Annotated in this window: 15 protein-coding genes; 11 read left to right on the plus strand and 4 right to left on the minus strand. The window is 59.0% G+C overall.

Going from position 1 to position 17,351, the window contains the following annotated elements:
• Positions 1–192: 192 nt before the first annotated feature.
• The 3 genes from dnaA to gyrB all read left to right on the plus strand — a co-directional run bounded on the left by dnaA (position 193) and on the right by gyrB (position 5,738).
• The gene (gene dnaA / locus AYM40_RS00005) at positions 193–1,827 is read left to right on the plus strand and encodes a chromosomal replication initiator protein DnaA (RefSeq protein ID WP_063494408.1); all 1,635 of its coding nucleotides are present in this window, start codon (positions 193–195) and stop codon (positions 1,825–1,827) included.
• A 219-nt stretch (positions 1,828–2,046) separates the two neighbouring features.
• Positions 2,047–3,150: a DNA polymerase III subunit beta gene (gene dnaN, locus AYM40_RS00010; protein WP_054037057.1), complete on the plus strand. Its 1,104-nt coding sequence runs from the start codon at positions 2,047–2,049 to the stop codon at positions 3,148–3,150.
• A gap of 116 nt (positions 3,151–3,266) precedes the next feature.
• The gene (gene gyrB / locus AYM40_RS00015) at positions 3,267–5,738 is read left to right on the plus strand and encodes a DNA topoisomerase (ATP-hydrolyzing) subunit B (RefSeq protein ID WP_054037059.1); all 2,472 of its coding nucleotides are present in this window, start codon (positions 3,267–3,269) and stop codon (positions 5,736–5,738) included.
• Positions 5,739–6,599: 861 nt separating this feature from the next.
• On the opposite strand, the gene AYM40_RS00020 is transcribed toward gyrB, so the two are convergent.
• Positions 6,600–6,881: a DUF6471 domain-containing protein gene (locus AYM40_RS00020; RefSeq protein WP_063494409.1), complete on the minus strand. Its 282-nt coding sequence runs from the start codon at positions 6,879–6,881 to the stop codon at positions 6,600–6,602.
• 250 nt (positions 6,882–7,131) lie between these two features.
• Here AYM40_RS00020 and AYM40_RS00025 point away from each other — a divergent pair, with 250 nt between their 5' ends.
• The 8 genes from AYM40_RS00025 to AYM40_RS00060 all read left to right on the plus strand — a co-directional run bounded on the left by AYM40_RS00025 (position 7,132) and on the right by AYM40_RS00060 (position 14,517).
• Positions 7,132–7,902: a hypothetical protein gene (locus AYM40_RS00025; RefSeq protein ID WP_063494410.1), complete on the plus strand. Its 771-nt coding sequence runs from the start codon at positions 7,132–7,134 to the stop codon at positions 7,900–7,902.
• The gene (locus AYM40_RS00030; RefSeq protein WP_063494411.1) at positions 7,899–9,935 is read left to right on the plus strand and encodes an integrase catalytic domain-containing protein; all 2,037 of its coding nucleotides are present in this window, start codon (positions 7,899–7,901) and stop codon (positions 9,933–9,935) included. The genes AYM40_RS00025 and AYM40_RS00030 overlap by 4 nt, the downstream gene beginning before the upstream one ends.
• Positions 9,932–10,921 carry a TniB family NTP-binding protein gene (locus AYM40_RS00035; RefSeq protein ID WP_236720873.1) on the plus strand — a complete coding sequence of 330 codons (990 nt, stop codon included), beginning with the start codon at positions 9,932–9,934 and terminating at the stop codon, positions 10,919–10,921. The genes AYM40_RS00030 and AYM40_RS00035 overlap by 4 nt, the downstream gene beginning before the upstream one ends.
• Positions 10,918–12,765, plus strand: coding sequence for a TniQ family protein (locus tag AYM40_RS00040; protein ID WP_063494413.1), 1,848 nt, complete (start codon positions 10,918–10,920; stop codon positions 12,763–12,765). The genes AYM40_RS00035 and AYM40_RS00040 overlap by 4 nt, the downstream gene beginning before the upstream one ends.
• Positions 12,766–13,211: 446 nt before the next feature.
• Positions 13,212–13,541 carry a BPSL0761 family protein gene (locus tag AYM40_RS00050; protein WP_236720874.1) on the plus strand — a complete coding sequence of 110 codons (330 nt, stop codon included), beginning with the start codon at positions 13,212–13,214 and terminating at the stop codon, positions 13,539–13,541.
• Complete coding sequence (locus tag AYM40_RS00055) at positions 13,513–13,896, plus strand: hypothetical protein (protein ID WP_335341180.1); 384 nt, start codon at positions 13,513–13,515, stop codon at positions 13,894–13,896. The genes AYM40_RS00050 and AYM40_RS00055 overlap by 29 nt, the downstream gene beginning before the upstream one ends.
• A gap of 140 nt (positions 13,897–14,036) precedes the next feature.
• On the plus strand, positions 14,037–14,189 hold the full coding sequence (locus AYM40_RS41170) for a hypothetical protein (protein ID WP_158515219.1): 153 nt from the start codon (positions 14,037–14,039) through the stop codon (positions 14,187–14,189).
• 124 nt (positions 14,190–14,313) lie between these two features.
• Entirely contained in the window at positions 14,314–14,517 is a 204-nt protein-coding gene (locus AYM40_RS00060; RefSeq protein WP_063494416.1) for a hypothetical protein, read from the plus strand.
• A 742-nt stretch (positions 14,518–15,259) separates the two neighbouring features.
• Here the strand turns inward: AYM40_RS00060 and AYM40_RS00065 are convergent.
• The 3 genes from AYM40_RS00065 to AYM40_RS41175 all read right to left on the minus strand — a co-directional run bounded on the left by AYM40_RS00065 (position 15,260) and on the right by AYM40_RS41175 (position 16,917).
• Entirely contained in the window at positions 15,260–15,487 is a 228-nt protein-coding gene (locus AYM40_RS00065; protein WP_148662070.1) for a hypothetical protein, read from the minus strand.
• A gap of 142 nt (positions 15,488–15,629) precedes the next feature.
• Positions 15,630–16,622 (minus strand): IS5 family transposase, encoded by a 993-nt coding sequence (locus AYM40_RS00070; RefSeq protein ID WP_063494418.1) that lies wholly within the window; start codon positions 16,620–16,622, stop codon positions 15,630–15,632.
• A 76-nt stretch (positions 16,623–16,698) separates the two neighbouring features.
• Positions 16,699–16,917 (minus strand): hypothetical protein, encoded by a 219-nt coding sequence (locus AYM40_RS41175; RefSeq protein ID WP_063494419.1) that lies wholly within the window; start codon positions 16,915–16,917, stop codon positions 16,699–16,701.
• Positions 16,918–17,351: the final 434 nt, after the last annotated feature.

A 17,351-nucleotide genomic window follows, 5' to 3' on the forward strand; every position in this document is an offset into this window, starting at 1 on the left:
TTTGGCGGTAGAATCTCGCCTTACTTCCCAAAAATCCTGCACGCCGCTCCGGCTCGCTTGCCCCGCAAACCCTTGTGGCACAAGCGCCTGGAGCCATTACGCCTGGTTCGGTCTAGCTGCTGAGGGCCTTGTTGCGCATGCGCGACAGGGGCAGCGGCGAACCGCCGTGCACACCATAACGACAGCAACTCGATGAACGATTTCTGGCAACACTGTTCCGCATTGCTGGAGCGTGAGCTTACGCCCCAGCAGTACGTGACGTGGATCAAACCGTTGGCCCCGGTCGCCTTCGACGCCGCTGCGAACACGCTTAGCATCGCCGCGCCGAACCGCTTCAAGCTCGACTGGGTCAAGAGCCAGTTCTCCGGCCGGATCGCGGATATGGCCCGCGATTTCTGGCACGCCCCGGTCGATGTGCAATTTGTGTTGGACCCGAAAGCCGGCATGCGCGCCCCCGCGGCAGCGTCGTCGGCGCCGTCGCGTCCGTCTTCTGGGCTTGGCTCGATGGGCGGTGGCCATTCGTCTGGCTCAAACGGCGGCAGTGCCGCCGTGGACGCAGCCGTCGGCGCCGTACAAGCGTCGCAAGCTGCGCGCGCCAATGATGCGAACAGCGCGATGGCGATGCTCAACGCGAATGCACGCGCCGCGGCTGACCACAACGCGAACGCACGCGCGGTCGCTGAAGATGCCGCCGACCTCGATCTCCCCAGCCTCGACGCGAACGAAGCCGCATCCGCACGCCGCACGTGGCGGCCGGGCCAAAGCGCGAGCTCGAACGGCAACGGCGAGAACGACTCGATGTACGAGCGTTCGAAGCTCAACCCCGTGCTGACCTTCGACAACTTCGTGACCGGTAAAGCCAACCAGTTGGCGCGCGCCGCGGCGATTCAAGTCGCGGACAATCCCGGCATCTCGTACAACCCGCTGTTTCTGTACGGCGGCGTGGGCCTGGGCAAGACCCACCTGATCCACGCGATCGGCAACCAGCTTCTAATGGACAAGGCCGGCGCGCGGATTCGCTACATCCACGCGGAACAATATGTGTCCGACGTGGTGAAGGCCTACCAGCGCAAGGCGTTCGACGACTTCAAGCGCTACTACCACTCGCTCGACCTGCTGCTGATCGACGATATTCAGTTCTTTTCCGGCAAGTCCCGCACACAAGAGGAATTCTTCTACGCGTTCGAGGCGCTGGTCGCGAACAAGGCGCAGGTGATCATCACCAGCGACACGTATCCGAAGGAAATCTCCGGCATCGACGATCGCCTGATCTCGCGCTTCGACTCCGGCCTGACGGTCGCTATCGAGCCGCCGGAGTTGGAAATGCGCGTCGCGATTCTGATGCGCAAGGCGCAATCGGAGTTCGTGAGCCTGAATGAAGACGTCGCGTTCTTCGTCGCCAAGCATCTGCGCTCGAACGTCCGTGAACTGGAAGGCGCGCTGCGCAAGATCCTCGCGTATTCGAAGTTCCACGGCCGCGAAATCACGATTGAAGTGACGAAAGAAGCGCTGAAAGACCTGTTGACGGTGCAAAACCGGCAGATTTCGGTGGAGAACATCCAGAAGACCACGGCTGACTTCTACAGCATCAAGGTCGCGGACATGTATTCGAAGAAGCGTCCGGCGAACATTGCACGGCCTCGGCAGATCGCGATGTATCTGGCGAAGGAGCTGACGCAGAAAAGCTTGCCGGAAATCGGCGAGTTGTTTGGCGGGCGCGATCACACCACCGTGCTGCACGCGGTGCGCAAGATTGCCGCCGAGCGCGGCACGGACGCGCAGCTGAATCACGAACTGCACGTGCTGGAGCAAACACTGAAAGGTTAAGCAGGTCGGATGGAAAAATCGACCTGTTTATTTCCAAACTCGCCCCCATTTTAGGGGAGCGGTTCCGTTTTCAGGCACAATACAGGTTTAACCGCCCGGCGGCCGCGGGCGGAATTCACGCCGTGACAGGCGCTGCGTGGCGCCGGCGGGGAGCCGCGGTTGCGCGCTGTAAGGCTGGCAAGTCAGGCGCGCAGGCCGTCATATCAACGAAGGAACTCTATGCAACTGGTCAAGACCGAACGCGATAACCTCCTCAGGCCGCTGCAAACCGTGAGCGGCATCGTCGAACGCCGCCATACGTTGCCGATCCTCGCCAATTTGCTGATTACCAAGAACGGCCCTGAAGTGTCGTTCCTGTCGACGGACCTCGAGTTGCAGATCACCACGCGTGCCGATTTTGGCGTGGGCGGCGATTCGGTCGCGACCACGGTGGCAGCAAGAAAGCTCCTCGACATTCTGCGCGCCATGCCCGACGGGCAGGTCACGCTCACGCTGAACGACAAGCGTTTGACCGTGCAATCCGGCAAGAGCCGCTTTGCGCTGCAAACTCTGGCGGCCGACGAGTTCCCGACCGTCGCTCAGGCTAAAGACTACGGCGCGAACCTGGTGGTTCCCCAGAAAACGTTCCGCCAGTTGCTCGGCATGGTCCATTTTTCGATGGCCCAGCAGGACATCCGCTACTACCTGAACGGCATGCTGCTGGTGGTAGATGGTGACCAACTGATGGCGGTCGCAACAGACGGCCACCGTCTCGCGTTCTCGTCGATGAAGATCGAAGGCTCGTTCGCGCGTCAGGAAGTAATCATTCCGCGCAAGACGATTCTCGAACTGCAGCGTCTGCTGGAAGACATCGACGACACGCTGAAGATCGACATCGCGCCGACGCAGGTGAAGTTCACGTTCGGCCAGGTCGAACTGGTGTCGAAGCTGGTGGAAGGCAAATTTCCCGACTTCCAGCGCGTGATTCCGAAGTCGCACAAGAATCAGTTCGTGATCGGCCGTGAAGAACTGCAGCGCTCGCTGCAACGCGCCGCGATTCTGACGTCGGACAAATTCAAGGGCGTGCGCTGCATTATCGAGCCGGGCCAGTTGAAGATCATGTCGACCAACGCCGATCAGGAAGAGGCGCAGGAAGAACTGGAAATCGCGTACGACGGCGACAGCGTCGATATCGGGTTCAACGTCACGTATCTGCTCGACGTGCTCGCGAACCTGAAGGTCGACATGTTGCAAGTGAGCCTTGGCGACGCCAGCTCCAGCGCGTTGATCACGATTCCCGAGAACGACGAATTCAAATACGTCGTGATGCCGATGCGCATCTAACGCGTCCAAAAAAACCAAGAACACACCAAGGGGCGCAGCGCCCCTTTGGCGTTTTTATGGTGTTTTGAAAAGTCCCGAGCAGCAACCAAGCAGCAACGCAGAACCGGAAAAAATCCATGACTGAAACGAACAATTCGCAACCCGATAACAGCTACGGCGCCTCCTCGATTCAGATCCTCGAAGGTCTGGAGGCGGTACGCAAGCGGCCGGGGATGTACATCGGGGATACGTCAGACGGGACCGGTTTGCATCACCTCGTATTCGAAGTGCTGGACAACTCCATCGACGAAGCGTTGGCGGGGCATTGCAACGATATCCAGGTGATCATTCACGCGGACAACTCGATCTCGATCACCGACAACGGCCGCGGTGTGCCGACCGGCCTGAAGATGGACGACAAGCACGATCCGAAGCGCAGCGCCGCTGAAATCGTGATGACCGAACTGCACGCCGGCGGCAAGTTCGACCAGAACAGCTACAAGGTGTCCGGCGGCCTGCACGGCGTGGGCGTCTCGTGCGTGAACGCGCTCTCGGCGTGGCTGCGCCTGACCATTCGCCGCGACGGCAAGAAGCACTTCATGGAATTCCACCGTGGCGTGCCGCAGAACCGCGTGATCGAAGAGATCGACGGCGTGGCTGTCTCGCCGATTCAGCTGATTGGCGACACCGAAAACCGCGGCACCGAAGTGCACTTCCTGGCTGACGAGACGATCTTCGGCAATGTCGAATATCACTACGACATTCTGGCCAAGCGGATTCGCGAACTGTCGTTCCTGAATAACGGCGTGCGGATCAAGCTGACCGACCAGCGCACGGGCAAGGAAGAAGATTTCGCGTTCGTGGGCGGCGTGAAGGGTTTTGTTGAGTACATCAACAAGAACAAGGCCGTGCTGCACCCGAACATTTTCCACATCAGCGGCGAGAAAGACGGCGTGGGCGTGGAAGTGGCGATGCAGTGGAACGACAGCTACAACGAAAACGTGCTGTGCTTCACGAACAACATTCCGCAGCGCGACGGCGGCACCCACCTGACCGGGTTGCGTGCGGCGATGACGCGCGTATTGAACAAGTACATCACCGATCACGAAGTCGCGAAGAAAGCGAAGGTCGAAACGGCCGGCGACGACATGCGCGAAGGGCTCTCGTGCGTGCTGTCGGTGAAGGTGCCGGAGCCGAAGTTCAGCGCGCAGACCAAGGACAAGCTGGTGTCGTCGGAAGTGCGCGCGCCGGTGGAGGATGTGGTCGCGAAGGCGCTCGAAGAATTCCTGCTGGAAACGCCGAACGACGCGAAGATCATTTGCGGCAAGATTGTTGATGCGGCGCGGGCGCGGGATGCGGCTCGGAAGGCGCGTGAAATGACGCGTCGTAAGGGCGTTCTGGATGGCGTTGGTTTGCCTGGGAAGCTGGCGGATTGCCAGGAGAAGGACCCGGCGAAGTCTGAGATTTATATCGTCGAGGGTGACTCGGCAGGTGGCTCGGCGAAGCAGGGGCGTGACCGGAAGTTTCAGGCGATCTTGCCGCTGCGCGGCAAGGTGCTCAACGTGGAGAAGGCGCGCTATGACAAGCTGCTTTCTTCGGAGCAGATTGTGACGCTGATTACGGCGCTGGGTTGCGGGATCGGCAAGGAAGACTACAACCTCGACAAGCTGCGTTATCACCGCATCATCATCATGACCGATGCTGACGTGGACGGCGCGCACATCCGCACCCTGCTGCTGACGTTCTTCTATCGTCAGATGCCGGACATGATCGAGCGTGGGTATATCTATATCGCGCAGCCGCCGCTGTTCAAGATCAAGGCGGGTAAGGATGAGCGGTATTTGAAGGATGAGGCTGAGGTTAATGCTCACATCCTGAAGCTGGCTTTGCAGGGGTCGGAGTTGTTGGCTTCGGAAGGTGCTACGCCTATCACTGGGGATGCGCTTGGGGAGTTGGCTCGGGCTTATTTGTTGGCTCAAGCTGTTGTGAACCGACTGAGCCGGTTGTATGACGCTGGGGCGCTTGAGGCTGTGATGGATGGGGTTGTTATCGACCTGTCTAGCGAGGAAGCGGCTGCAGTGTCGGCGGCGGCGCTTGAGGCCAAGTTGCGTGATGATGCGTTGAAGCCTGAGGTTAAGGTCACGACGATGTATGACCCGGTGCGTGAGCTGCGCTCGCTGCGCGTCGCGCGGACTCATCACGGTAATCAGAAGATTTCTGTGCTGGATCAGGATTTCCAGCTGACTGCTGATTACCAGCAGCTGATTAATACCGCTAATACGTTTAAGGGGTTGATTGGGACTGGTGCTGTCATTAAACGTGGCGAGCGGAGTATGGCTGTTACCGACTTCAAGAGCGCTATGAAGTGGTTGCTGGCTGATGCTGAACGCAATATCTCGAAGCAGCGCTATAAGGGTCTCGGTGAGATGAACCCTGGGCAGCTTTGGGAGACGACGATGGATCCGACTGTGCGTCGCTTGCTTCGTGTGCAGATTGAGGATGCTATTGCGGCTGATGGGATCTTTACTACGCTCATGGGGGATGATGTGGAGCCGCGGCGGGCGTTTATTGAGTCGAATGCGTTGCGGGCGGGGAATATTGACGTTTGAGGGTCATTGTAGCTGAACGCATAACCTGAGAATCTGGGACCCATAAGTTGAGAAACTTATGGGTCTTTTTCCTTGATAGCTCGAATTAACTGACAACTCATCAACGTCCACCGTCTCGAAAAGATTGCCAAGCGGGGGGTGGTGCATCTTTCAGTCCGATGTCGCCAAAAGGTGGAATCTGGCGAAGTCGGTGATGGTGGACTGTGTAAAGCGGTTGTCAGGGACCTGTTGGCAAGTTCTAATAGTTTTACTTAAAGCTCACTGCAAAAGTTTTCCTTAAAGTCTTCGGACCGCCCGCAAACCAAGGCGGGACGGGGCTTAAGGGAAACTAATAGAACTGGGGCGTGGCACCTCGGAAACGCCTCAAAGGCAGGGAAACCCGCCGCTCTCGATAACGCTCGACCTTAATCTGTAGCGAAAAATACTCAGACAACTTGCTTGAACAGGGAGGCAGGGGTCCGAAAGCGCAGCGGCTATTCCGTCGCTCACTGATGGGGTCGTGCAGCGCTCGCGGATGCTGCACCACATCGCGGGCACGTATATATCATTGGCTCAAAGTACATGAGCCAACCGGCGCATTGTGCGAGAAAGGGCGTATTTGATGTCTGGGACAAAGTTATCGATGTCACAGGTAGTTTGCGAGCCACAGTAACCATCCAGCTTGAAAATCTCCCAACTATTGCCTACGTTGGTAAACCCAAGCCGGTGCAACGCCGGCACGCAGAGCCAGAAATGAGCTTGCATTCGTCCGCTTGACCGCCTGCTCGGTCAGGCCCCTCTATTAATGAGAGGGTATGACGGGAGCAGGCGATGAAGATGGTCTGGCTGGGGGCGAATCCGGCGGCGTGGGCAGCCAGTCGCCTATTCCTCACCGTTCTGTCCCTCTTTGGACTGGGGGACCCTGATGTTCTCCACCTCCATGGCACGCAGACAGGCAAACAAGAAGGCTGCCGAGAACCGCCTGCGATTGATTTTGCGGTTTATCTGGCCGGCCGGCTCATAGATTTTCAAGCGTTCCAGCATCTGCGAAAGCTGCTTGTAGCTGATGCCGCGCCGCACCATCTGTTCCTCTATCAGACCCTTCGCCTGTTCTTCCCAATGCTCATATGGCTGCGCCGGCAGCTCGTCACGCTTGTGCGGCATTTGTTCAACTCCCCTCGACCTTGCTTGAGCCTCTCTTTTTCTGGTGCCGGAATTCTCTCACGGCTATTTTCGGTCGTATACGACCGACACCCAAAAGTAGGCTCTACACGTCCTAAGCAAGCCATTTTTTCGAGGACAGAATGCTGACAAAAACTTTACAGAGCAATTCACCGACCCGACGCGCCGCAGTTGCATCCCGGACGAGCACGCAGACCGGCAGTCGCCTACTGGCTGCGGACGAAGGCGCGAAATGAGAAGCGCACCGTCCTATGGCGTCCGTAGCCGCCGGAGTGCTGCGAACGCTGGCGTCCGGCTCACGGCCCGGACGTATGGCAAGGCCCGCATCGGCACCTATGCCGAAAAAGCCGGCGGCCACATCACCGTCGAATCCGACGCTGAACGCCTGGTAGCGCACATGCTGTGCGTTGACCCGCGCGTGCGCTCCTTCAGGCAACAACCGTTCACCGTCGACCTGATTGGAGAGCGGCTGCTGTTCACGCGCGAGGAGCTGTCCGAAGCGCGCAGGATTCGTGGTGGTCGTAATGGCCAGACGGAGTACACGCCAGACTTTGCGACCGTTCAGGCCGACGGCCTGCAGCGCGCATACGAGGTCAAGCTGCAGGGCTTCGAGGGCGATGGCCAGTACTGGGCCAAGGTCGAGCGGGCCCGGGAAATAATGTCGGCGTACTGCTATCCGCTATCCACGGTGGTCGTGCCTGCGGATGAACGGCACCCGGTCGTCGTCAACGTGCAACTGTTGAAATCGGCAATAGCGCGCGCCCACGAATACCTGACCCCGGACATCATCGACCGGGTCGAAAGCTATTGCGAATCGGGCCCGGTGCTGCAGCGCACGCTGTGCGCTGACCTCCAGATTCCGGCGGGCCTGATTCCTCCGCTGCTCGCCAATGGCGTTCTGCAGGCCGACCTCGCGCATCACCATATCTGCGCCACACTGGAACTGTCGGCCGCGTATGGCGACCTGAGCCACCTCTGTCTGATTGAGGAGCTGCGGTCATGATGGCCGACCTGCGCACTGGCGACAAGCTGGCGCCCCCAGGCAAACCGGAAAACTATTTCGAGGTGCGGGACAGTCGTCTGCACGCTGGCACCATCCAGCTCTTCGATGCCGAGAAACGTGCGGACCAGTATGTCGAGTACGACGACATCCGCGCGCGGATTTCGGAAGGCAGTTTGGTCCTGCATCGAAAGGGAATGCCGCGTGTCAGCATTGCCGCCCAGTACGACAATCCGGAATTGCACAGTAAGGTGCGCCTGCTGAACGATACATTGCGACGCATTGATGCCATCAGGGACCAACGGGGCCTGTCGTTTAACGCAGCGATATCTCTGGCCTGTGATGCCTATCTGATGGAAAACGGAGACAAGCCAATTGTCAACCCCTTTCCGTCGCGCGCAACCCTGTACCGGGCGCACAAAAATCAACTGCTCGGCCTGCCGGTTCTCAAGGGTGACAAGAATAAAGGCAATGCAACGGCCAGGTATTCGAAAAACCTTGTCGAATTCGTCAAAGAGGTAATCGAGAACGAATTCCTGGTTCCGGAATCCAAGTGGACCGTCCTCGACCTCACGAGATACATCGACCGTGAGGCCCGTCGCCGTGGCCTGCATGTTGCCACGCACGCTATCAGCCGAAAGTTCGTGTGCGCAAGGATTGGCGACTCGACCGTCGACGCAGAATACGACCGGATGGACCCGCACAATCGGGTCGCCGGCAAATCGTCCGCGAAGAAGCGTATCCGGGCGGCGTTCCCATTCGCTCGAATTGAACAGGACGCTCTGCACCTGCCATTCGTGGTGCGCACCCCCCATGGCATCGCCCGGACCATCTATCTGGTGCTGGCGATTGATGTCTGCACCGGATATCCGGTGGGGTGGCATCTCGTCATCGGTTCGCCGCGAGAGACGGATTCGCTGTTGTGCCTTGAGATGTATCTGACGCCCGCCAAGGCAGACCGCTTCGCGGCGCTTGGCATCGCTCACGCGCTGAACGTGTATGGCACACCTGCACAGGTCATTTTTGATAATGGCCCGGAAACAAAAGGTGCGCGACTCGTCCGCCTAGAGCAGCTGGGAATGGATGTCAAGCACTGCAAAGCAAAGCACGCGCAAGGCAAGCCGTTCATCGAGCGCCTGAACCGGTCGCTCAAGGAGGGACTTCAACGTCTCCCCGGCTGCACGCGCTTCGAAGGAAAAGATGGCAAGCGCGACCCCGTCGCGCTGGGCGAAGAGTTGATGAACATTGAAGCACTCGAGAAGTGGATTGTCAGGTGGCTCTATGAGGACTGGGTCAACAGCCCGCTCGACCGGCTGCGCTGGGACGAACTGCTCGTCGATTCGGTGAAGGGAAAGACGCCGCTTGAGCGGCTGACTTACCAGACCGACGAATTGGGACAGCCCATCACCCTGCCGCCGCCGCGTCGTGAATGGATGGCTGCGCTTTACGAACACAAGCCGTGCGTGTTGAGTGCGAAAACGGGCATCACGCTTGAGCATGGATTCAGGTACAAAGGCGAGGCGGCCATGTCGTACCTGCTGGCCAAGTACGGTGACCATGAGCAGCTCCACATTCTCTACAACCCCGACGATTTCCGTCAGGTGTACGTGTACGAGGGAGATGACCTTGAGCTCGTGACGCTGACGCACGAACACGTTCGCCCGGACACGCCGGCATGGACCTTTGTGGAAGCCAAAGCCCGATTCGATTCGGGCATGGAAAACTGGACGACCCCGGACGAAAAGGTCCAATTCGAGCGGGAAATGGACGAGGCGGTCACCGGAAACGCGAAAGCCGGTAAGCCTAGGACTCGCGGCAAACGCGAGGAAAACAGGGAAACCGTGCGCCGCTCAAGGGAAAGCTCAGCCGTCCAGCGAGCCATGGACCGGCCGCTTTCAGCGGCAGCGCCGTTTGGGCTTCCACCTTCGAACAATCCGTCGTTGCCGGCAAAAGAGCTTCAGCCCGATGTCATCTCGTACGACGACGCGCCTTTGATGAATATCGTGAACAGAAACACTGGAGAAAAACTGCTGTGACGCCAGCCCAACAATTACGCAGGGACATCGAGACCTGCGAGCTTCCGCATCCAATGTTCGTGGAGCATCTCACTGCGCTCAAACGGCGCATCGATGACGCGCTCGCGGGATTTGCGCCCAAAGTCGTTCGCGTTCCGGGTCCAAGCCGTGTGGGCAAATCTTCGCTCATCGCGAAATTGTCGCGTGACTACCCTGAAAACGACCGCATCGACGGCCGGCGCCATGTGCCCGTACTGGTTGTTAAGGTGCCCCAATCCGCAACCGCCAAACTGCTTCCCAAGAGTGTGCTGCGTGCGTTGGGCATTCAGGTTCCCGGCAGCATGACGGCGGGCGCGATGTTCGACCTGATGGTGACGCAGCTGCGCTTGGCCCGCACACGTGTCGTGATTTTTGACGAGATATCGCACCTTGTTGATGAAGGGTCGCGGGTGCCTCCGCGCGCAGCCAGCGACTGGCTTAAGACTCTGACCGACACACTCGACATGACGCTGATTCTCTTCGGCATTCCGCGACTCGAACGACTTTTTTCAGCTAATGAACAGCTGCGCGGCCGGTCTTGTCCTGCGCGCAATTTCTTGCCGTACGACGCTACCAATGCGGAGGAGATGGCGGCATACATCTCGTGCGTCACAAATTATGCGCGACTGTTCGCTGCGGCGGGCTATCCGATTGACGTGCGCTCCCGCGTGCTGACGCAACAAAGCTATCTGCTCACCGGCGGTCTGATTGGTGTGCTCGCTGACTTCATGCGTGAACTGGCGAGTTTTATGGCACACGAAGCGCCGCGCGCCATTACTTACGCAGACTGTCAGAAGGCGCTTGAAGACGTCAGCCACGCGGGGTCCCCACACAGACTGGCTTTCCAGGATTCTGGCGTCGACGACAAAGGCGTGGAGCCGGCGGCGCTGAAACAGGCATACGTTCATGTGCTGACCAGTAACGCGGCGTCCGTACCAGTTCGTAAAAAATCAGGGGATAAACAATGAGCCTGGTTCTCGCCTATGCACCCCGGGACGACGAGTCCGGAATGGGTTACTACCGACGCCTCGCCGCAGACAATGCACTTTTCAATTGGCGCGACCTGGCAACTACAGCGGGTGTCGAGCGGAATCGTCGAGCCTTGTTGACGCGCACGGACGACGTAGCCCGTAACCTCGGCCTGGAACCAGCATGGACCGAATTTGCCCGACAGCAGGAAAACCTCTGCCGGGGTTGGGGACGTCTGCACCGTGCGCAATCTGACACCGTGTGTCCTGCGTGTCTGGCTGAATCGCCTTACCTGCGACACCACTGGGAACACGCCTATGTCACGGCATGTCCGCGGCATCGAATCCTGCTGGTCGACCAGTGCAACGCCTGCGGGACGCACCTGTCGCCGGAGCGGCTCTACGTTGGGCTGTGCGCGTGCGGTCATGACCTGAGCAGGCTCCCGCGTGTGCCGGCGACCCGGGGCCAGCAGTGGCTGTCGACGCTGATTGGGAGCAACGGGCAGCAGTCTGGGAGCGTGAAGCCGCTTCTGCACGGCGTGGACATCAATGTGCTGGTGAAGGTGATTCGCACGCTCTGCCAATATGCGCACCCGGCGCGCCCAGGGTTGCCGCGCGGCGCGGCATTGCCGAAACTCGTCACCGAAGCGGTCGAATTTCTCTCGCCGCTCGAAGGCTTGCTGGCCGACTGGCCGACGGGTTTCCGCAATCACGTCGAGCAGCGCATTGCCGCCGGTCGCAAGGATGCCCGCACGCTGAACACGTTGCTCGGTGACTGGTACATCAGTCTGCGCAAGCTTTGCCAGGGCACGACGCTCGAGCCTCTGCTCCAAATCATCATCGACGTCGCTGCCCGGAAGTCCGATTGTGTCCTGGGCCTGGATTCGGCCAAAGAAATGGCCGAGGATGCAACCGGATACACGCGCGCGCCGGATGCCGCGAAGGCCATCGGCGTCAGCGTTTCACGTCTGCATGACTCCATTGTCGCTGGCGAGTGCGAGCACCGCGCACGGCGCACTGGCACACGTGGCCAGTTGTTCGAAATTCCTTGCGCTGAGGTTGAACGCATCCAGCGGCAACGCGCCGGCTGGATTGCCGACATCAATGCCTGCGAATTGTTGGGTGTTCCACCCGTCGTGCTCGAGCGCATGAAAGCAGCCGGTGTTATCCGGTCAGACGTCCGCTGGCGCGAAGACCTGATGAAGGGCGGTCCGGTTGAGCGCCAATCCATCACGGATTTATTTGAGCGTGTGGAAAGTTGGGCTCAACCCGCTGCGGTGGCCGACGATTCGACGCTCACATGGGCGGAGCTGACAAGCCGGCGTATGGGGGACCGACGGGCTATCGAGCAACTGATGCAGGCCATCGCAGGCGGCAAGGTGAAAGCCGTCGTACGTGGTCGGACGCTGGGCGAAATGTCCGTCCTGAGGTCGGATGTATCGCAGTATTTCGGCACGCCGCTGCTCGAGGCCGGCATGTCGATTCAACAACTGGCCAAAGCGACCGGTTGGAAGTGGGAGTCCATCCAGCACTGGGTGGACGAGGGGCTGCTGGCGTCGGAGCGGATTCAGCGCCGTGGCCAGCTTTGCCGCGTCGTGCTGCCGCATCAGTTGCTGGAGTTCCGGCAAGCCTATGTTCCGCTGGCAGACCTCGCTCGTGGCATGGGTACGAGGTCGTCAGCGCTGTCGCGCTTGCTGCCCGACGTCGAACTGGTCGGTGCGAAACAGCTTCCTGATGGCGCCATGCGGGGCGCGCTGATTCGTATCGCCGACCTCGGCCGGCTGGCGGTTATCGGTGCGAGAGCTGGGCGCGACCTCTTTGTGCCCGCATCGTTGACGCCATGAGCCGGCGAGCGATACGTCGAACCACCTCCGTGTGCCGACCGGCAATGTGTGCGCCGGTCGGCACGTGGTTGGGCTCGCATGTAGTGCCGCCACGTCCACGACAGAACCGAAAGGTATGACTTTCCACCACCAGGAGACTGCGATGCCTATCTGGAGACCACGCCCCGCTTCCGAATTGCCGAGGATTCCGTTGTCTCGATGGCGCCTATTCGAGACGGAGGACGGGAGCCGGCATTTCGTTGGCGTCGATATGTTTGACTCGTCGGGGCGCGTCAGCTCCCCGATAGTGACGTTCGACCCGGTCACTTTGCAGGGTACGACTCAGACAAGGCGTATTTATGAGCTGGTCGGCAGGAAAGGCTCGTCATCGAAGGTTGACTACGTCTGGATGCGGTGGTGCGAACTGTACGAGGTCACGTCGTACACCGACGTCGCCGAACGTCTGCTTGACGGAGCTGATGATGACGACCCCACATGAGCGCACGAAAGCCGTGACTGATACGCGCGAGCTGTTGCAGATGCTCGCGTCTGCCGAAGAGATAACCATCGACGGCCTTGTCCAGTCGGTGGCGCTAGGCCTGCTCAGGCACTACCCGCTCGACATCGACCTCGATGTGTCGGCCGCAGCATTACCCGGAATCTGGGCCGCACCGAAACACCGGCGGGTGGGCTCAACAGCAGCCCCAGAATGTCAAAGAGGCTCCCCCGGCCGGCTCGATTCTGACGATATAAGCAATCAAGGAGAAGATGATGACCGGACGGCATCTGGTTCCTGACGATTTCCCGAAAGAGCCGGCGCCTGGAGCTTTGCCCGGCGCGCAGCCCAAGCTTCTCGTGCGCGAGATAGACGGGCGATATCACACCGGTCTTACAGACGAAGAGCTGTGGACACGTTATGACGCGTGCGAGGACCTTGCCGGTCAGCTCACGGAGTACGCGTCGCGAAAGATGTCTGCGTCTGGCCTGTCGCTGGACGACGCATTGGCGCGGGTCGAGAAAGGTCTGAAAGCGAAAGTCGGTGCCGGCAAGTGGGATTTTTCGCGCGGCGAGATGGCCTGGCTGATGAAGCGCACGCGTGAGCTACTGCTGGCTGCAGCGAATGGCGAAGGAAGCGGGAATGCGAGCGATTGACTTTACGGGCGTCAGAAATCTTCGCGCTGGCGGGTAGGCCGATGTTCACATCCGCTACCGCCGTATCGGCGTTGGACGACCAGCGAAGGGTCCTGGCGCCGAAATGTCCCGGAAGATTCCGGAATCAGAGGAGGTAAAACGTGAAGCGGCTCAATCGCTTTTCTGAATGGCTACTGCACTTCCCTTCATCACAGAAGAACATCGACCGCGTCGCGATGTGGTTCGGTGGCGGCGTCTCGGTGCTTGCAGCGACATTTACCGTCGCTGTCATTGTCATGCCGCTGCGCAGATGAGCTATGTCAGCGAACGACATGGGCGTCGACGGCTTCCCAAAATCTCTTTGCGAATAGGCAGGCCAACCAACGATGTCCGGCCGCCTGACCGTGCAACCAACCCGTCACGACGGAGGAGGGAAATATGCTTTCGGAAAATAATCTGGACCTTGAGATTGCGCTTCAGAAGATTCACGAACTGTCCATGGCGGACGGTGATTTAGGGTACGGATACTGGTACGCAGTTGGTCAGCTTCTACGCCGGGCAGCCGGTATGCAAGCCGAAATAAATTTTCTCGCAAAGGAGTTGGAACGATGTCGCGCGATGCTTGCTCGCAACTCTGGTTGAAAGTCGCGTCATGGCCCCTTGGCTATCTGATTGAGTTCGCAACTGACTGATTTCTCTTCATCAGTCTTCGCCTCTAAGCGACCGCGCTCATCTCGCAGCGCGTCGCACGGGATGTGGACCGCCGCTATGTCAGGGTTCGACTAGAGGACCGCACTGAATTGCTGCTAGTCGAGAGAAATGGTTGCAATGATGGACTCGAACTCCACCATCAAATCCGGATGAGCGATACTCCGAACCGCGTGCGTGTCCCGGCAGGCGATTTATGCGCCGGTGGAAACATGGTTGGGCCGCACTTATACGTAGCAACACGTGGGTCGTTTGGGGTATCGGCAATCCGGAGAACTGCGTCAATACGTTAAAAACTCGAAGTTTGAGTTTAGCGACCAACGCGAGCCGTCTTCGTAGCAGCGCGTTGACGAACCGAGCAACTAGTTCGGTTTTGTTGGCGCGGCATGCACTCACCTGAGGTGTGCTTGTGGAATGCGTCAGCCCCCGTGGACACAACTCCGTCGCCATATGAGCCATATTGTTGCAAGCGACGATACCTCACTGCGTTGTTTGAGTCCGATTTGCTGGGACATTCGCTCACGCGCCCGACGTCGAACTTGTGAAAGCCGTCGACCGGAGCCGACGGCCGCCATGGCGCGTCATACGAACCCGCTGTGTTCCATGCCGTAATTGTCCGTCTCGCTGGGCTTGAACTGCGGCGCGTCTGAAAGCGTCGGACGACGCGGTTTCAGAATCAACAGTCAGGGAAATAGATGTATTGGTTGCGGTTTATCAGTTCGGCCGAAAAACCTTTCGGTGCAGGCTCTGCAGGCCGAAGCTTCACTAACTCATTCGGAAGATGGTGAACGGCGGTGCGGAAATGCACATCCGCCGACGTATCGAATTGCGATGGATTGGCGAAATCCAAACGGGAAAACGTCGCGAAGCCGCTCATAAACTTGCCCATATCGGAACTCGCCATGATTGCCTCTAGGGAAACACTGATCAATAGACCAATCGCCCAGGTCGTAGGCGAGATGGCGTGGAATTTTCTGGATGACGAAGTGAATGAGCATCGATTTCGGTGAAATTAGCTCGGGAACAAGCCTCACTTCTCCCGTTTTTCAGACACATGACGGATTGCTCCCATGAGCCGACAGCAGCTGATTTTTCGCGATCACCAGATTCGCCAGCGCGAACAGGCTGAACAGCTGTGCCGTGTTCTTGGCCAGCCCCTTGTAGCGAACCTTGCGATGACGGAACAGGTTCTTCACGACATGAAACGGATGCTCGACCCGCGCGCGGATCTGCGCCTTGGTTCGCTCGACCGCGATCACCAGGTCCTTCAGCGGACCTTCCTGCATCGCCTTGATCTTGCCGCGCTTGGCCGCCACGCGCCATTTCACCGGTTTGCCCTTCATCTCGTCGCGTTTGTCCACGCCGATGTAGCCCGCATCGCCAAACGCTTCCTCCTCATGCCCGTGCAGCAGGGCATGGGCCTGCGACACATCCGACACGTTGGCCGCCGTGCCCACCACGCTATGCACCAGCCCCGAATCGGCGTCGACACCAACGTGCGCCTTCATACCGAAGTGCCATTCGTTTCCCTTCTTCGTCTGATGCATCTCCGGGTCGCGGCTCTTTGCGGCGTTCTTGGTCGACGGCGGCGCTTCGATGATCGTCGCGTCGACCAGCGTGCCTTCTTTCATCATCAGCCCACGCTCACACAGCGAGATGCCGATCTCGTCGAACAACTTCCGCGTAAGCTCATGCTCGATCAGCAGACGCCGAAACTTCAACAGTGTGGTCGCATCCGGCACGTTCTCGACCGCCAGATCAATGCCGGCGAAGGCTCGCATCGCAATGCTGTCGTACAGCGCGTCTTCCAGACCTTCGTCCGACAACCCGTACCACTGCTGCAGGAAGTAGATTCGCAGCATCCGCTCCGGGCCAATCGGCGGCCGGCCTCGCTCGCCCTTCGGATAGTGCGGCTCAATGACCGACAACAGTCGCGACCAAGGGACGACCTTCTCCATCTCGGCCAGAAAGCGTTGACGCTTGGTCACGCGCTTCTTGCCCGCACTTTCCGCTTCCGCAAAACCGATCTGCCGCTTCATCGTCGTGGGTCTGCTCCTTGAACTTCTTTCTACAACGTCCTCGGCTACGTCATCGATGACCGCCGAGTTGAATAAATCAGCGTTTCCCTAGTGGGTCAAGTACCTCAGTCTCGATGGGAATCGAAACCCGTATGGAACCTGTGACAGTCGCGACCTCCAGTTCGTACTCGTCCAGCGCAAATATTGCCGCAGCAATCGTTGCGGGATGCGTCGTGGCCAGCAGACGCCGGTCACCACTGTCCAAGTTTCCGACGATTGCGCCTTCCGAATTCTGATAAAAGGTAAGCTTTAGCATTTCTTCTCATAGTTATACGGGACCTTCCTGCTATAGCAACTTGCGCCACGAGTAAGGAACCCATCCAGGCTGGTTCGCCGACCGCATTATCGGCAGAGATTCGACAAACTGAAGGGCGGCAGCGCTTTGCGTCAATTTCTGGTCTGCCGCTTCGACTCAATTGCTCAACCTGGAAGGCCGCTGTCGAGCCGCACGAGGGTCGCTTTTGAGCGAAGAAGGCCGTGGTTCGCGGGCGCCGACTTTTTCGCCGTGTGGAGGTCGCCTCGTGTTTTGGAACGCCTCTGCTTGAGGCGGGAATGTCGATTCAGCAGTTATCGAAAGTCAGTGGCTGGAAGGGGGAAAGCGTCTCGCACTGGATTGACCGGGGCCTGCTGGATTCGCAACTGATTTCGCTGCGTGGGCAGCCGTGCAGAGTGATGATGCCGCATCAACTG

The organism is Paraburkholderia phytofirmans OLGA172 (genome assembly GCF_001634365.1).
In the GTDB taxonomy this organism is placed as follows: domain Bacteria; phylum Pseudomonadota; class Gammaproteobacteria; order Burkholderiales; family Burkholderiaceae; genus Paraburkholderia.

What these genes read in the sequence shown, in the direction of transcription:
- AYM40_RS00065 (WP_148662070.1), bottom strand. Translation starts at nt 15,487, where the DNA reads ATGGCGAGTTCCGATATGGGCAAGTTTATGAGCGGCTTCGCGACGTTT.
- AYM40_RS00060 (WP_063494416.1), top strand. Translation starts at nt 14,314, where the DNA reads ATGCTTTCGGAAAATAATCTGGACCTTGAGATTGCGCTTCAGAAGATT.
- AYM40_RS00020 (WP_063494409.1), bottom strand. Translation starts at nt 6,881, where the DNA reads ATGCCGCACAAGCGTGACGAGCTGCCGGCGCAGCCATATGAGCATTGG.
- dnaA (WP_063494408.1), top strand. Translation starts at nt 193, where the DNA reads ATGAACGATTTCTGGCAACACTGTTCCGCATTGCTGGAGCGTGAGCTT.
- AYM40_RS00030 (WP_063494411.1), top strand. Translation starts at nt 7,899, where the DNA reads ATGATGGCCGACCTGCGCACTGGCGACAAGCTGGCGCCCCCAGGCAAA.
- dnaN (WP_054037057.1), top strand. Translation starts at nt 2,047, where the DNA reads ATGCAACTGGTCAAGACCGAACGCGATAACCTCCTCAGGCCGCTGCAA.
- AYM40_RS00070 (WP_063494418.1), bottom strand. Translation starts at nt 16,622, where the DNA reads ATGAAGCGGCAGATCGGTTTTGCGGAAGCGGAAAGTGCGGGCAAGAAG.
- AYM40_RS00040 (WP_063494413.1), top strand. Translation starts at nt 10,918, where the DNA reads ATGAGCCTGGTTCTCGCCTATGCACCCCGGGACGACGAGTCCGGAATG.
- AYM40_RS00025 (WP_063494410.1), top strand. Translation starts at nt 7,132, where the DNA reads ATGAGAAGCGCACCGTCCTATGGCGTCCGTAGCCGCCGGAGTGCTGCG.
- AYM40_RS00055 (WP_335341180.1), top strand. Translation starts at nt 13,513, where the DNA reads ATGATGACCGGACGGCATCTGGTTCCTGACGATTTCCCGAAAGAGCCG.
- AYM40_RS41175 (WP_063494419.1), bottom strand. Translation starts at nt 16,917, where the DNA reads ATGCTAAAGCTTACCTTTTATCAGAATTCGGAAGGCGCAATCGTCGGA.
- gyrB (WP_054037059.1), top strand. Translation starts at nt 3,267, where the DNA reads ATGACTGAAACGAACAATTCGCAACCCGATAACAGCTACGGCGCCTCC.